This is a genomic window from Vallitalea longa, assembly GCF_027923465.1.
In the GTDB taxonomy this organism is placed as follows: domain Bacteria; phylum Bacillota; class Clostridia; order Lachnospirales; family Vallitaleaceae; genus Vallitalea; species Vallitalea longa.
The window spans coordinates 66,075-82,344 of sequence record NZ_BRLB01000009.1 but is presented as its reverse complement, the minus strand read 5'-3'; the positions used below and the strand labels follow the sequence as shown (position 1 = coordinate 82,344).

Sequence of the window (16,270 nt, the reverse complement as noted above, 5' to 3'; positions counted from 1 at the left end):
CTATTATGTAATATGACTTTAATGTGCTAAACTATATTTGCACAATAAAAGCGCTTTCAGCGCACTTTGTAATAATTATTAAAGTTAATTTCCTATATGCTTATTATATTTTACTAATTATTAATTATACACCATATTTTGTTATTGTCAATTAGTCTAGAGAATTAAAATTTATATCTTTTTTTACAGTAAAAATTCCCTAATACTAATATTAGGGAGCTGTTTTATATTAATTGACTTTTAACTATAAATCCAACCTTTTCCTCACTTCTAATTATTATAATATTCTTGCCTAAGCCTCTCGAATAATTTATTAATTTCTTTATGGTCTTTTTGTGTAAATGTATATAATAAACGTTTCCCACCATCAAAGGCAATAAATTGCCCTACAATGTTTATAGTAGTATCCCCTATTTTTATATATGTACCTGTTGGTTCAAGATACACTGTGCCAATGTGAGGTTTCATATTTTTAATCATCCTCAACACAATCTTTTTATCCTCTTCGCTATGAATAACAAAAATCTCAGTACCCTTTGAATTATCAAAATAGCTTTTGTCATCAGATTTATATTGCTTAATATCACTGATATAATATGCTTTATCAGCATTGAATATTATTTGTACTGAAGCAAGAGCAATTATTAATACAATGATACATACTATACCTACTTTGAATACAAAAGATTTATTCTTTTTATTCACTTTAATTACTCCTCTATCAAACATTTTTTATTATACATTTTAAGTATGATAACCAAGTAAAATATTAAGAATAACCTTACTGTTAATCTCATTTACGCCAATAACTTCTGAATTACCTTAATTATTATGATTTCTCCTTTGATTAACCTCTCCTCCTCTCATTCTGGATACCCGATCATCTCTACAATTATGGTTTATGAAATATACTATGGTTTCTTTGGAATTATTGACTAAGTATGATTAAGAACAAATCATAACTTATTATTTTATATATTTAATGATATATATATATTATTATATTATTATATAAATTTTGTCAACAGCATTTCTTGTATTTTATGAATATATGTATAATATTTTATTATTTCTAAATATATTAAAAATTGGTTATTTTTTATTTTTTGTTTATTTGCAAAGCTTTAATAATTTTTAACTCCTAGCATATTGCAAACCCTCAGAAGTGACATTTAATTAAATTAATAACTTTTTCCACAGTAAAAACTCCCTAATATTAATATTAGGGAGCTGTTTTATACTAATTAAATTATTCGTTTGTAGTAAATCCTAATTCTTTAATCATTTGCAAATCTTCTTCAATACTATTACCTGTAGTAGTTAAATAATTACCTACCATTACACCATTGAGACCTGATGTTAATGCTTCTTTTTGTTGCTCTCCCATAGCTATTCTCCCTCCTGCAAATCTAATATTTGCATCAGGTAAAATCAATCTATAAATTGCAATGGTTCTAAGTATTTCTGTAGGTTCGAGAATTTTTGAATCGCCAAATGGAGTTCCATGAACAGGCATTAAAACATTTATAGGTATGGATTTCACTCCAAGCTTTTTAAGCTCATAAGCCATGTTGATTCTATCAAACACAGTTTCCCCCATTCCTATTATTCCGCCTGAACATACTGTTAATCCTGCTTTGGTTGCATTCAATATTGTATTCGTTCTATCTTTATATGTATGAGTGGTACATATTTTTTGGTAGAACCGTTTACTTGTTTCAAGATTGTGATGATAAGTCTTAACTCCAGCTTTTTTAAGTTTTGCAGCTTGTTCATAAGTTATTATTCCATGAGATGCACATAAGTTCATTTCCGGGAACGTATCATTCAATTTTTTATAGATATCTATAAGCTTATCTAAATCTGTATCTGATATACCCTTTCCACTAGTTACTAATGAAAAACGATCAACCTTGTATTTAGCATTTTCCTTAGCTCTCCTAAATATCTCTTCTTCATTAATTAAGGAATATTCTTCTATTCCTGTTTCATAATGAGCTGACTGAGCACAATATCTGCAATCTTCACTGCATTTACCTGACTTGACATTCATGATTGTGCAAAGATCCATTTTTCTTCCCATAAAAAATTGTCTTACTTCATTTGCTATTTCATATAGCTCTTCTAGTTCTAAAGATCTGTAGACTTCTATAGCTTCTTTTTTCTTGAGTTTATACCCATTGATTATTTTATATTTAATATCTTCCACTTACACTCTTACCTTTCAGTTAAGAAATATACTCTCATTTATTACTAGCATATTTCTTATTTATCTTGTCGAATTATAGTATTTTTAGTTACTAACTCTAATTATATGTAATCGTCAAAGAATTGTCAATTAATATATTAGAATATTTTAATATGTAAACATAATGTAATCTGATAAATAATAAAAAATTATCTAATATTTAGAAAATATTGGATATGTTTTCCTATACTTTACATTTATATACTAATAATATGTACTAAATAAATACTACATTTTATTCAGAATGTGTTTGACAGAAACACATTATTTATTTATACTATACTTAAAGATAATAAACATATTATTTAATATTCCCTATATTTTATTTGAAAGGAGAATTATATTGGTTACTAAATTGGAAACTAAGAAAACCATGGATGCATTAGTAAAAAAGTATCCTAAAGAGGGTCTTTGGTTAGAACAAGTACCCGTTCCAGAAATAGGCAACAATGATGTAATGATAAAAATAGAAAAGACAGCTATTTGTGGTACAGATGTTCATATCTACAACTGGGATAAATGGTCTAGTGAAACTGTTCCCACTCCAATGGTTATTGGTCATGAATATGTTGGAAGAATAGTAGGATACGGTGATAATGTTAAAGGATTTCGAATTGGAGAATTAGTATCTGGTGAAGGTCATGTTGTATGTGGACATTGTCGTAATTGCTTAGCTGGAAGAAGACATTTATGTATTAATACAAGCGGTGTAGGTGTTAACCGATCTGGTGCTTTTGCAGAATATCTCGTAATACCATCTACTAATGTATGGTTATGCGATGAAAACATCAGTAAAGATATCATCAGTATTTTTGATCCTCTTGGCAACGCTGTACATACTGCATTATCATTTGACCTTGTAGGTGAAGATGTACTTATTACTGGTGCAGGACCAATCGGTATCATGGCAGTAGCAATAGCAAAAAAAGCAGGTGCCAGATATGTGGTAATTACAGATGTCAACCCATATAGACTTGAACTTGCTAAAAAAATGGGAGCTATTACAATTGATGTAAGCAAACATACGATTAGAGAAACTATGGAAAGAATAGGTATGAAGGAAGGATTTGATGTTGGACTAGAAATGTCTGGTAATGCACGTGCTTTTAATGATATGATAGATTGTATGGAACATGGTGGCAAAATTGCTATGCTTGGTATTCAATCAGGTGACACTCTAATCGACTGGAATAAAATAGTGTTCAATGGCATAACTATTAAGGGAATATATGGACGAGAAATGTTTGAAACTTGGTATAAGATGACTTCGATGATTCAATCTGGCCTCGATATAAGTGGTGTTATAACCCATAGATTCCATTACACCGATTTCGAGAAAGGTTTTGAAGCAATGAATTCAGGCAAATCGGGAAAGGTTGTACTAAGTTGGGAATAATAAAGTTTTTAAAATCAAGTTAAAATAATTTATTAAATAGGAAGGATGAGTTTCTTATGTTTAATTCAGCAAAGGAAATATACACAAAACAGCTTAATGATATTAAAGCAAGCGGTTTATGGAAAAATGAAAGAGTTGTGACTACACCACAGAGTGGCAAAATCGATACTTTATCCAAAAAACAAGTTCTCAATTTCTGTGCTAACAATTACCTTGGCTTAGCTTCTCATGAATTAGTTATCAAAGCTGCCAAAGAAAGTTACGAAAAATGGGGCTATGGTCTTTCATCAGTTAGATTTATTGTTGGAACCCAAAAAATTCATAAGGACTTAGAAAAAAAATTATCCGAATTCTTATATACTGAAGATACTATTTTATATTCATCCGCTTTTGATGCTAATGGTGGGTTATTTGAAACAATCCTTACTGCCGACGATGCTGTAATAAGTGATGAGCTTAACCATGCTAGTATCATAGATGGTATCAGATTGTGTAAAGCCAAAAGATACCGTTATCACAATAATGATATGAAAGACCTTGAAAAACAGTTAATTGAAGCCGATAAAAATGGTGCTAGAATTAAAATGATTGCAACAGACGGTGTTTTCTCTATGGATGGTATCATAGCCAATCTAAAAGGTATCTGTGATCTAGCTGAAAAATATAATGCTATGGTTATGGTAGATGATAGTCATGCAACAGGTTTTGTAGGCAAAAAAGGTCGTGGAACCCATGAATACAGAGATGTAATAGGTAGAGTCGATATAATAACAAGTACTCTAGGTAAAGCTCTCGGTGGCGCAAGTGGTGGTTTCACCAGTGGAAGAAAAGAAATAATTGATTTGTTACGTCAACGTTCAAGACCTTATCTATTCTCCAATACGTTATCTCCTGCTATAGCTGAAACATCACTTAAGATTCTTGAAATGTTATCAGATTCTACAGAGTTCAGAGATAGACTAGAAGAGAATACCAAATATTTTAGAGAAGGAATGAGAAAAGTCGGATTCGACATACCAGATGGAGAACATCCAATAGTTCCTATTATGTTAGGTGATGCAGTGATAGCTCAGAAAATGGCTGATAAAATGCTTGAAAAAGGTGTCTACGTTATAGGATTCTACTATCCAGTTGTACCAAAAGGTAAAGCTAGAATAAGAACCCAAATATCTGCTGTACATAGCAAAGACGATCTCGATTTAGCTATTAATGCTTTTTATGAAGCAAAAAAAGAATTGGGTATTTAATTGTCTACATTTTCAGATATAAACCAATTAAACTCTTCTATATTTCATATGCTTCTAAAATGCAACTTTCCTATTAAAGAGTACAAAGGGTCTGTCTCATCAAATAGATTAATAAATCTATGGTGAGGCACCCTTTTTTTAATGCATAAATTGAAAAAGGCAAGCCCAAAATAAATCATGAAAATATTCAACTAATTTTGCCAATAAATACAGAAATTTTAATTCTACTTACCTCTTATACCATTTTGCTTGTGTATTATATAATCTAGCATACTCACCATTTTTTTCTATTAATTCTTTGTGATTACCCGTTTCTATAATCTTACCATCTTTAAAAACTAATATTCTCTCTGCTAATGCAGCTAAACTTATTCTATGAGTTACAATAAAAACAGTTTTATCCTCTGCCATTTTCATATATTTTTTAAATATTTCTGTTTCAGCAAGTGGATCTAAGTTACTTGTAGGTTCATCAAGTACAAGAACATCTTTATCTTTAAAATATGCCTTAGCAATAGAAACTTTTTGCCATTCTCCTCCTGATAGCTCTCCCCCTCCTATATCCTTACCAAGAATTTTATTATACTCTTTTGTAAAACCAGAAAACTTAATAGCTTCTATTGCTTTTTCGTCATCTGATATTCTAGTAGCATCTCCCATTTTAACATTATCCAGTACAGAAAATGTATAATATTTTGCAGGTGTTTGAGATACTATTGAAGTTTCATTATAGTAGCTATTAATATTACATCCACTAAGTGGTTTACTATTTATATATATTTCGCCTTTTGATGGTGATAAGATTCCTGTAAGTAATTTTACAAACGTTGATTTCCCAGCACCGTTTTCTCCTACTAAAGCAATTGTTTCACCCTTATTTATTTTGATATTCACATCTCTTAACACGTATCTTTTAGTATTCGGATAACGATAAGATATATTATCAATATTTATTTCGTGTATTTCTTCTATAGTTTCACCAATGGCTTTTTCTGATTCTATATCTATTAATTCAAAAAACTGTGAGCAGTCAAGTTTTTTGGTTAAAATAGTACCGATGTTATTAAATAATGAAGTTGTATCTCCCAGCAATACATTTATTAAAGCCATTACACATCCAAACTCGCCTATTGAAATGTCGCCACGAGCAAGTAATGTTATTGTAAATATACTACCAAAGATACCTATTAAACTATTTAGTGTAATATTAAATAAATTAATGAGCTGGTTTTTAAGTTGAATTGACATTTCTTTTTTAGAATATAATTCAACTGCATCATGCCATTTATTGTATAGGAAATTTGTAATTCTAAGGGTCTTTACTTCTTTTACCGCGTTTTTTAATAATAAGTCTTGATAGTATTCTGCTTTTCTATAGTAGATTGTATTATCTCTATTAACTTTAAATATTCTTTCTGCAACTTTCATTTGCGTAAATATTAATGGTATTGGAACAAGTAATATAATAAAACACAACCAAGGACTAAAAACACAAAGTGTTATTGATATGATTACTATACTTATTATTTTGGCAATTACATTATAAAAAGGTAGTAATACACTCATTTGTAAATTGCTATTACCCCACCCCTTTGGTTTACCTACATAATTCAAGGTTCTATTAATTATATCATTAATAGCAGGAACTTCCATTAGTTCTATTGATAGATTAGATAATTTAGTATATATTTTTTTATTTAAATGGCATTGGAGCCAGTTAGATTGTACTACATCTAATCTTTCGGCTGTTTCACCTGTTACTTGAGTTGATCGTTTTAAAAAATCAGTTATGTATATAATTAAATAATATCCAAGTAACACTAAGACTATATTTATGATGCTACTTTTGTTGGTACCATAACTATCTATTAAATCTAAAAGTATTTTCCATAGATAAGCTGATAGTGGCGTTAAAAAACTCACAAGTATTAAAAATGACATAAATACATTACATGCAGCAAATGATGATGAAAACATATATTTAAATAATCTGAAGATATCCTTATAACTTCCTTTTAGTACTTTATTATTTAATTGTTCTTCTATTTTATTAGTTTTATCTAACATATATTCTCCTCCTTATACCAGCTGCGTTGAGAATTAAACATGTCATAATATATACCCATATGAGCCATTAACTCATCATGGCTACCTTCTTCTTCTATTTTACCATCTTTTAGCACAAATATCTTATCAGTTATTTTAGTAGATGCTAATCTATGAGTAATAAAGATGGAGGTTTTACTTTTTATAATATTAGAAAATTCTTCATATAACTTAGCTTCAGCCATTGGATCAAGTTGGGACGTAGGCTCATCAAGAAGTATACATGGTTTGTTACCCATAAAAGCTCGCGCTAGTGCTATACGCTGCCACTGACCTCCTGATAAATCAACCCCCTCAGTAAAATCACGATTCAATTGTGAATCATAATTATTAGGAAGTTTATCTAAAAATTGGGTTACCCCCGCACTTTCAGCAGCTTCACATATCATTTTATAATTATCAATATTATCAATACTTCCTACAGCAATGTTTTCTTTTAATGATAAAGAGTATTTATAAAAATCTTGGAATATAGGTGCAAATATATTACATCTAGCTTTTTCAGAATAATCTTCAAGTAGTCTATTATTAAGTAATATATGCCCACTAGTTGGTTCAAATAATCCTAGTAATAATTTTATTAGAGTTGTTTTACCTTCGCCGTTAGCACCAACTAAAGATATCTTTTTACCTTTTGGAATTTTAAATGATACACCATTTAATATGTACTTATCTGTTCCTGGATATTTAAAATATACATCCCTAAATTCTATCTCTATTTCTTTTGGTACTATATTTATACTACCACTTTTAGTGTTCTCGAATTCATAGAACTTATAGTAAAAATTAATATATCTCATCTGCCTTACACTTGATAAAATAGGTATTATTAAGCCTGAATAGAATCCTTTTAACCCAAGAATCTGCCCTGATAGTGCAATAAATAATCCTATACTTGTGTTAGGATTATTAGTAAGTAGCATATACAGTTGAATTAATAGGTTTATGACAATAGTAATATCAATAATCAGATTATATATAAGATTGTCTTTCCAATATTTTTTATACTCTTTTTCAAATTCTTTATTTCTTTTTATTATTCTTTGTTCGTAGATATCTATTAAATAATTAAAAGAGTTAAATATTCTCTGCTCTCTTATATAATTCCTGCTCTTTAAATATCCTGCAAGAATATCATTTATTCTATCTTTTTTCCAGTATTTTTCTATTACATTGTAAAAGTCATATCGTTTAATATATTGTAAAAACAGATATGGAAAGAATGGTAATAATAGCACTAGTGGTACCCACCATGCTTGTTTAGCTGTAAATACAATAAAACCTACTAAAGATATTGAACTTGTAAGAAAATACACAACATACATAGGAAATAGTAAGCGTACTGAATTATCAAAATCATTAAATGTCCTATCAATGATTTCCACTGTCTTTTCATCTTCAAAATACTCATATTTTATTTTGGATGCTTTTTCTAGTAATTCTCCTCTTACTTTTGTTCTAATAACTAGTTGAAATTTTTGACTGTAATATCCATAACTAAGATCAGATAAAAATTGTTTTAGTAGCGCTATTATAGCAAAAGCTATAAATAATGGTATAAGGCTTGTTATATCGAAATTCTTAAATTTCGCTGATAATAAGGCTCTATTTATAATTTCTTTATCAACATAAATTCCAACAGGTGCTAATAATCCTGCTATAATTGCCAATATAAACACTTTGTACAAAAGTAATTTGCAATACTTTCTTCCAAACCCATATAAAAGCTTATACGCTTTAAATATTTCTCTCACTTGAATTTTCCTCCTATATACTTGAATTTTAATAGAAAATCCATTATATATCTATTTATTTAATATTCTTTAGAAAAATACTGTATTATTAGGTCAACTAAACGCTTCATATGCTCTTCATTTCCTAGCTTATAAATATCCACATTAAATCTTTTTCTTAGCAATTGACATTTAGCTTCAAAATCATCAAAAGTCATTTCTTCTTTTCCACCGTACATACCCATCCAATCATTTTTTAATTTCATTGGAAAAACAATTAACGATATAACTTTACAATCTACACTCGATTCTATAAATTTTATTGTTCTCTCAATATAATCAAAATCATCATGGAAATTCACACATAATAGTACCACATCTGGTTGAGTTCCCATTATAAAATTGAACTGTGGAATATTATACAAAGCTAAGTTTCCAGTATCATAAGGTATAGTACCTGACTGTGACCCCACAATAATTAAATCTTTATCTTCTATACATAACTGGTTAATACAATTATTAAGATATCTTATTGTATCAAATTCCTTTATATAAACAGAACTATTATACCCCATAGGATAAACATAATCCATTCCGTACAGCAATGCAGAAGGTTCTGTCCCTATTTGTCCAATGTTATAACCATAATTCAACAAAATTTCTCTTAATTTTAACTGTAAAGTAAACTTACCTTGTCTAGAACTTGTACCAAAAACTCCTATTACAGGTTTTGATATTCTAAACAATTTTCCAAACCTATTCGGTATTACATTATCTTTACTTACTCTTGGTATAAATATATTTTTTCTAGTTTCTATTGATTTTAGTTCTTTTATATCATCAAAAATGTATAAATTCTTTTCTCTACTAATTGCTTCTCGTATAATACCCTTAGTCAATTTAGTTAAATCGGATAACTCTACTGTATGACCCATTATTAATGTATCAAAACTTTTCCAATCAATATCTTCTATATTTTTAATTTTATAATCTTTTACATTTCTATCTTTCATAATATGTTGGGTTGATGCATTTATTTTTGCTGAGTATTTAATATCATATATATCTATAATATTAAATTCCAGTAAATTTTCATAACGAATTAAACTGTGCATTTCCTTATTAAATGGGAAAAGTATAGCATTTTTAATTTCAAATACTTTTTTTTCATCTTTAATAAAGTTAAATTCATTACTATTTATAGCTATATCTTTAAATTTTTCCAATATATCTTTATATAACTTCACGCCTTCTCTCATAAATTTAGCTACTTGAACAGTAACATGTGCACATGCAAAACTATTACCACCTATCATTAAATACTTAGGGTTAACCCAAGCAACACGCTGAATACTACCCTTAGCACCTATATTAAGAATTTCGTCATCAAAATATTCAAAATCATTAACTCGTTTGCATATATTACTAGAAGTAACGCCTATAACATTATCAAAAACAGCTGGATAAGACATACATCCAGCATTATCAAACGCTGATATAATAATTGTACCCTTTTTCTTTAATTTTTCGCATATATCATAAAATTCATTGTATTTATCACAAATATTTAATCCTAAACTCAAATTAATTATATTTATATTTAAATTTTCATTAATAAACTCTAAAGCTTTTATAAGTGTATCTTCAGTGATATATTCATTTTCATCAAATATTTTAATAACAGTTATATCACTAAATTGATTTACCTTTTCTACTATTGAATATATTGCTGTACCATGTCCATTGTTATCCATACAATTCTCGTCAATTATTAAACCACCATTATTATTAAGTTTTAGATTAATAAAATTTGTAACATCCGAAGGTATTAATCCTTTTCTAAGCCCACTGTCAACTATAGCTATTTTAACTTTTTTATTTTCCATTATATTACCACCACTTTCATACCTTTTAAATAACTTACAATCTTATTAAGGTTAATCAGTTGCTAATTAAAGTAAATAAAACGGCTCTTTTTTAACAATATTTATACAATAATATTTGTATTGCATTTTAAAAAATATAATGTTAAATAAGATACCGTTTTAATTTTACAACCTTCTAAATTTCACACCTATTAACATCTGCAGTTATTGCCTTCTGAATAATACAGCGCCACTTTTTTATAACTTTTTGTAGCTTTTCGTGACTTTTTAAGTTCTTTTTTCATAGTGTATCCCTCCTTCTCAATGTTCTTATATCCCATTCGTTTAACATCTACAGTTATTGCCTTCTGAATGATATAATGCTACTTTTTTATAACTTTTTGTGGCTTTTTGTGGTTTTTTAAGTTCTTTTTTCATATTATTCACCTCCTTATTACTTTTTTATATATGTAAAAGAAGTTATACTCAATATATTTGTATAAATCCCTACATACGCATATTAATTTGCTATTTAATCAATAACTCAATGGAATTAGCAAATCCATTTAATGAAACAATATTTTTTACTTGAAGTAATTCATCAGGTATTTCAATTTTTAGTTTTTCTTCCAAATCAACAACGAAGCTAATAAACATTATTGAATCAGCTATATATTTTGTTAAATCGATATCTTCTTTTAGGTTAATATCTGTAGTATAAATTCCCATCTCATCTAATACTTTCATTATACTTAGTCTTATATCCATAAATTTATCCTCCATATCTACATAATTTATATTTTTAAGATTCTACAATGGTAAAATTACTTCTATTTATAATTTGTAAAACATATTTAGTGTAAATTCTTTCATCTGGACATGTATTCAATACTTTACTATTATTTAAATTGTTAATAATATTTTTTTTAGGACAACTTCTAGATTGACAGGCACCGACAAAATAACAATCACTACACTTTAATGATAAATTTTGATATATCCATTTTGCATGTTTTTCCTCATTTATATATAAGATTCCATTTTCAGATAGATATCCTATATTATTATCTTCTAATTGAAAGTCTTGTGTACATTTATAAATCTTTGCATCTGCACCTATAACATATGAATATAACATACCTGCTTTACATAATCCTTGTTCTGATAAGAAATTCAAATAAATATCCATATTAGTATGTAATTTATTATTAAGCGTTTTATAAATATATAAAATATCTTCTTCATTTATTAACTCATCATTTATTGACTTATCAAATTCATCATTCCATTTACCCATGACTTTGGGGAAATATCTAAAACGTTTATCTTTTCCAAACAGTTTATTATATTGCTCTATGATTTCATCTAATTCTGATAAAGATGATTTAGAAAAGTTTGTTCTAATTGCAATTGTAAAAAACTTATTTTTACTTTTTCTTATATGCATTAAATTATCAACGATTTTTTCATAGGTTCCTTCCCCATTTTTTAGTATTCTCAAATTATCGTGTGTTTTTTTTGACCCATCTATTGTTATTTGATAATTATAAATTTTTAATTTTAGTAATCTATTAAATATTACATAAGTTAAGTTATATCCATTCGTTGTTATTCCTGCGATGTATTCTCTTTTGGCAACTTTACATATTTCTATAAATTTATATGATAAATTTTCAACAACATCTAATGCCTCTAACGGTTCTCCACCAAACCAACTTACCTGTAAACCTGAATATTTGTGAATATTTCGTCTTACAAATTCAACTATTGATTCTTGTACAATATTTGACATATTTCCATTAGTATGTGATTCATAGCAATATTTGCATCTAAAATTACACTTTTCTGTAGGCAGTATAGTAAGTTGTAGGATCGGTAAAGTTTTATCTTTAATAATCTTACTACACAATTTAATATTTTCATTTTGTTCATAAGGGATAAAATAACCTTTTTGTACTAGTAAATCGAGATTTTTAATATCTTGTTGGGTTACCTCATTTTTATTCAACGCTCTTTCTATCTGATTTTTCTTATTATTGTTTTTGACGCAAATTAAAGACTCAGTTCCTGTATAAGAATTATATAACAGCATTGTGTTGTCATTATCACAATATGTTTTAAAATTAAATTTTGATGGTTTATATTTCATTGTTTTCATCCTTTCATAATTGCCAAAAAAAGTTAGGATTGGAAATATATTTTATTGTAACATCTCTTTTTTTTGTTTTGATTATATATTGATTCAAAGGTAAATAGTCTTTAGGTATTAATTGATACTCTATCTCACCCCTAACTTTAAAAACTGCATTCTTATAAGTTGAAAATCTAAATAAATTTTTAGCCATATACTTAATATATATTTTTTTTATTAATTCTATATTATCACTTTGTATTCTATGATTTGATTGAACATTTACTTGTTTATTATTAGAAATCAGTTGTCTAATTTCATGAATTGCTAAGTAATTACTATTTTTGTCTTGAAAATATAAATTATATGTGGGATCAAGTGCTATCCACTTTTTATTGTTATTACAAAATACCATTGTTAAACAGTGATTATCTTGGGGAAACATACCTATTGGTAAACATTTGATAGTTTTTGCCTTAAATCCTAAACAAAGCAAGGTTTCTGTTAACACTGTAGCATGACATAAACAATTAACTGTTTTATTGTTTTTTTTTGCAGCTAGTAAAATATCTGCTGCATGTAAGCTATTTATATTTTTTTCTATCATATTTTTATATAACAGTTTTTCATTAACCCATCTCATTATTAATAAAATAAGATTTATATCTTTTACATCATTTTTAATAAATTTATTAGGAATATATCTCTCTAACTGCTTTATATAATGTGATTCGTAATTATAATTAAATTTCTCATATTTATTAATTTCTTCATATGAGTAATTAGAATATTTTTTAATAAAGTATTTGTAATTATCGTAATATAGACAATATTCATCAAATGGAGTCTTCAAAAGTATCCTCACTTTCATTTTCTACATATTTTGATAACAAATTGTTAAGACTAGTTGATAATGATTCTGTAAGTATTATTCCTTTTCTAATGTTCTTTAATTTATTATGAGCATTTCCCATAATAAATTTGATATCTACTCTTTTCATCATTTCTAAATCATTTAAACCATCACCAAAAAATCCTATTTGGTATTTTTGATGATTAATATTCTTAATAATTTTTTCATAACCATGTTCTTTTTTGATATTTTTATGTACCGCTTTAAACCAATAATTACCATAATTCTCTATAACAATCTTGTTAGGTTTAAAATCCATACTTTTTATTAAATTTTCTGCTTTACTATAAGATAATAGTTTTTTGCTAGCTATATAAACAGAAATCGGTGGTTTTCCACTTATATTTTTATTGATGTATATTTTTTCTGATGCTTTATTTAAACTTATGGCAAACATTCTACTAACTTTTCTACTAGTAACATTGTAATAATTTTCATATTCTTCAACAAAATAAAATTCTTCATCGAAAGCTTTTCTAAAATTACGATATTCATTCAGTGGTAAAAATACACAATCCATATAATATTTCTTTTCGTAATCAAAAATCACTTTACCATCTGATAAAATACAAGGAAAATTAGGTTTAATATCTTCTATAATCTTATTTGCTTCAACAAAGGATCTACCCGTAGCTATACTAATAAGTACGCCTCTTTTTTTTAGTCTATTAATCTTATTTATACATATTTTATAGTCGCCATTATTATTTATTAAAGTTCCATCTATATCAAAATAAATTATTAATTGTTTATCATAGTTCATGCAGTTATCAATGTAACTATTAAAGGATACATTATTATTCATTTTATCAGCTCCTTTATTAGAAATATGATAATTGATTAATACGTGCCAATTCAATATATAATCTATTTAATTTATTATCTAATTTCATTTTATTATTTTTTAATTTTTCAAACGTTATATTTTCATTAAAATTATAATCATATTTATTTTCATTTATTATATTTATATTTTGAATAGCTTCACAGAATATATTAAAACAAAAATCTGATTGCAATATTAAATATTGTTTATACGTTTTATTTAAACTAACTATAAAATCTGTTATACCATATAAATTAATATATCTGTTGTACAAAATACTATAATGATCATAATTACCAAAATCTATATCCTTAAAAAAATTATGTAAGATATTGTATAATCTATTAACTTTACTATCAACAAATTTATATTCTATTGTACTATCGTAAAATTTCACTTCCGATGAACATAAATTATCTTTAACTAATCTTTTATGTATTGCTGTACCATGATGAACAGCAATTTTACTTAACAAAATTTTGGGGGTTAATTTTAGTTCAAATTTCCTTAAATAATTAACATTTTCTTTTATATTTTCTAATGTTGAGTAAGGATTGAAATTTATGAAACCATATTGTAAATCTATCATAAAACCATGTTTATTTTTTAATAATGATTTATTAATTAGCCTTACTGCATTAATGTTTTCTTTACATGTAGCAATTTTATTATATAATTTCAGATCATTATTATTGAAAGATTCAAATCCGATAAAAATGATGCTTAATCCGATTTCATTTAATTTCTCTAACCATATTATTGATTCTTCTGTTATTTGCTCTGCTCTCATATTCAAAAAAAATTGAATATTATATTCTTTATAACTCAAACTATTATATAACTCTTTTAATCTATAAATTGGACTGTATTTATCCTTAATACCACAAAAAGTTGAATCAGAAAACCCTACGTATTTGCAATCAAATTCATTAACCAAATAATCTATTTCTGTCACAATATTATCAATACTTCTGAATTTCTGTCTTAACATAATATTATTTTTATACAATACATTCATGTTACAAAATGAACAATTACCTAAACAACCTCTTGATCCTAGAATATGAAAGAATTTTTTATTATGTGGAAATTCATATCTATCTGGAAAAGGTAAATCATCCATTTTATAGTTAGAAATAAATGGTGTATTTACTTTTACTTCTTTACCATTTTTATATGCAATTCCACTACAATTTTCTAAAGATTCATTAGCAAATAATGTTTTACATAAATTATATGCTATAATATCTTCTTCACCGAAAATTACACTATCAATATTACTGTTATCTTCTAAAATTTTTTTTGGAAAAGAAGTAGCTAGTGTATGGCAACCACAAATAAACACACTTGCAATATCTTTTTTGTATGTATTGATGAAACTTTTTGCTAAGTTATAAGTTTTACTCTTTAAAAAAACAATTATGATGGATGGATTATTACATTTAATTTTTTCAATTGATTCATTTATATTATTTATATTTACATTATCAACAAAAATTTGAGTATCATCCATTTCTTTTAAACTTGAAACTGTATAACCGATTTTACACCAAGAAAGATAACTATTATCTCCTTCAAAATATATAATCTGTATATTATTTACCATGATTAACCCTCTCTTAATATTAAATATTTATTGTTAATGATATAATGTAATAGCAAATATGGATATTGGAAAATATTAAAAATGTTTTTTTCTTGTTCTATTTTAAGTTTAGTTTTCATCATTTAATCTATTAATTAATTGTTAAGCCCCCTTCTATGCGTTTGGTTTTAATGCAATTGTTCCAACTACCTAAAGCATC

12 protein-coding genes are annotated in these 16,270 nt (G+C 26.7%); 2 read left to right on the top strand and 10 right to left on the bottom strand.

Features of this window, described 5'->3' with window-relative positions:
* Positions 1-270: 270 nt before the first annotated feature.
* Both QMG30_RS14470 and bioB read right to left on the bottom strand, forming a co-directional pair.
* The gene (locus QMG30_RS14470; protein ID WP_281816542.1) at positions 271-705 is read right to left on the bottom strand and encodes a hypothetical protein; all 435 of its coding nucleotides are present in this window, start codon (positions 703-705) and stop codon (positions 271-273) included.
* Between the two features lie 544 nt (positions 706-1,249).
* Positions 1,250-2,209 (bottom strand): biotin synthase BioB, encoded by a 960-nt coding sequence (gene bioB, locus QMG30_RS14465; protein WP_281816540.1) that lies wholly within the window; start codon positions 2,207-2,209, stop codon positions 1,250-1,252.
* 412 nt (positions 2,210-2,621) lie between these two features.
* On the opposite strand from bioB, the gene tdh reads away from it, so the two are divergent.
* Together tdh and QMG30_RS14455 are read left to right on the top strand one after the other, a co-directional pair.
* Positions 2,622-3,644: an L-threonine 3-dehydrogenase gene (tdh, locus tag QMG30_RS14460; protein ID WP_281816725.1), complete on the top strand. Its 1,023-nt coding sequence runs from the start codon at positions 2,622-2,624 to the stop codon at positions 3,642-3,644.
* 56 nt (positions 3,645-3,700) lie between these two features.
* On the top strand, positions 3,701-4,891 hold the full coding sequence (locus QMG30_RS14455) for a glycine C-acetyltransferase (protein WP_281816538.1): 1,191 nt from the start codon (positions 3,701-3,703) through the stop codon (positions 4,889-4,891).
* 228 nt (positions 4,892-5,119) lie between these two features.
* Here the strand turns inward: QMG30_RS14455 and QMG30_RS14450 are convergent, their stop codons facing one another.
* The 8 genes from QMG30_RS14450 to QMG30_RS14415 all read right to left on the bottom strand — a co-directional run bounded on the left by QMG30_RS14450 (position 5,120) and on the right by QMG30_RS14415 (position 16,071).
* Positions 5,120-6,958 (bottom strand): ABC transporter ATP-binding protein, encoded by a 1,839-nt coding sequence (locus QMG30_RS14450; protein ID WP_281816536.1) that lies wholly within the window; start codon positions 6,956-6,958, stop codon positions 5,120-5,122.
* Positions 6,952-8,751, bottom strand: coding sequence for an ABC transporter ATP-binding protein (locus QMG30_RS14445; protein WP_281816534.1), 1,800 nt, complete (start codon positions 8,749-8,751; stop codon positions 6,952-6,954). The genes QMG30_RS14450 and QMG30_RS14445 overlap by 7 nt, the downstream gene beginning before the upstream one ends.
* Positions 8,752-8,810: 59 nt before the next feature.
* Positions 8,811-10,616: a S8 family serine peptidase gene (locus QMG30_RS14440; RefSeq protein WP_281816533.1), complete on the bottom strand. Its 1,806-nt coding sequence runs from the start codon at positions 10,614-10,616 to the stop codon at positions 8,811-8,813.
* A gap of 507 nt (positions 10,617-11,123) precedes the next feature.
* On the bottom strand, positions 11,124-11,363 hold the full coding sequence (locus QMG30_RS14435) for a phosphopantetheine-binding protein (RefSeq protein ID WP_281816532.1): 240 nt from the start codon (positions 11,361-11,363) through the stop codon (positions 11,124-11,126).
* 34 nt (positions 11,364-11,397) lie between these two features.
* A complete protein-coding gene (locus QMG30_RS14430; RefSeq protein WP_281816531.1) occupies positions 11,398-12,744 on the bottom strand; it encodes a radical SAM/SPASM domain-containing protein in 1,347 nt (448 codons plus the stop codon).
* 13 nt (positions 12,745-12,757) lie between these two features.
* Positions 12,758-13,579: a hypothetical protein gene (locus tag QMG30_RS14425; RefSeq protein ID WP_281816527.1), complete on the bottom strand. Its 822-nt coding sequence runs from the start codon at positions 13,577-13,579 to the stop codon at positions 12,758-12,760.
* The gene (locus QMG30_RS14420) at positions 13,563-14,444 is read right to left on the bottom strand and encodes an HAD-IIB family hydrolase (protein WP_281816525.1); all 882 of its coding nucleotides are present in this window, start codon (positions 14,442-14,444) and stop codon (positions 13,563-13,565) included. Before QMG30_RS14420 ends, QMG30_RS14425 begins: the two co-directional genes overlap by 17 nt.
* Positions 14,445-14,460: 16 nt before the next feature.
* Positions 14,461-16,071: a B12-binding domain-containing radical SAM protein gene (locus QMG30_RS14415; RefSeq protein ID WP_281816523.1), complete on the bottom strand. Its 1,611-nt coding sequence runs from the start codon at positions 16,069-16,071 to the stop codon at positions 14,461-14,463.
* Positions 16,072-16,270: the final 199 nt, after the last annotated feature.

Coding starts and splice junctions, on each gene's coding strand:
- tdh (WP_281816725.1), top strand. CDS start 2,622: ATGGATGCATTAGTAAAAAAGTATCCTAAAGAGGGTCTTTGGTTAGAA.
- QMG30_RS14455 (WP_281816538.1), top strand. CDS start 3,701: ATGTTTAATTCAGCAAAGGAAATATACACAAAACAGCTTAATGATATT.
- QMG30_RS14450 (WP_281816536.1), bottom strand. CDS start 6,958: ATGTTAGATAAAACTAATAAAATAGAAGAACAATTAAATAATAAAGTA.
- QMG30_RS14440 (WP_281816533.1), bottom strand. CDS start 10,616: ATGGAAAATAAAAAAGTTAAAATAGCTATAGTTGACAGTGGGCTTAGA.
- QMG30_RS14435 (WP_281816532.1), bottom strand. CDS start 11,363: ATGGATATAAGACTAAGTATAATGAAAGTATTAGATGAGATGGGAATT.
- QMG30_RS14430 (WP_281816531.1), bottom strand. CDS start 12,744: ATGAAATATAAACCATCAAAATTTAATTTTAAAACATATTGTGATAAT.
- QMG30_RS14420 (WP_281816525.1), bottom strand. CDS start 14,444: ATGAATAATAATGTATCCTTTAATAGTTACATTGATAACTGCATGAAC.
- QMG30_RS14415 (WP_281816523.1), bottom strand. CDS start 16,071: ATGGTAAATAATATACAGATTATATATTTTGAAGGAGATAATAGTTAT.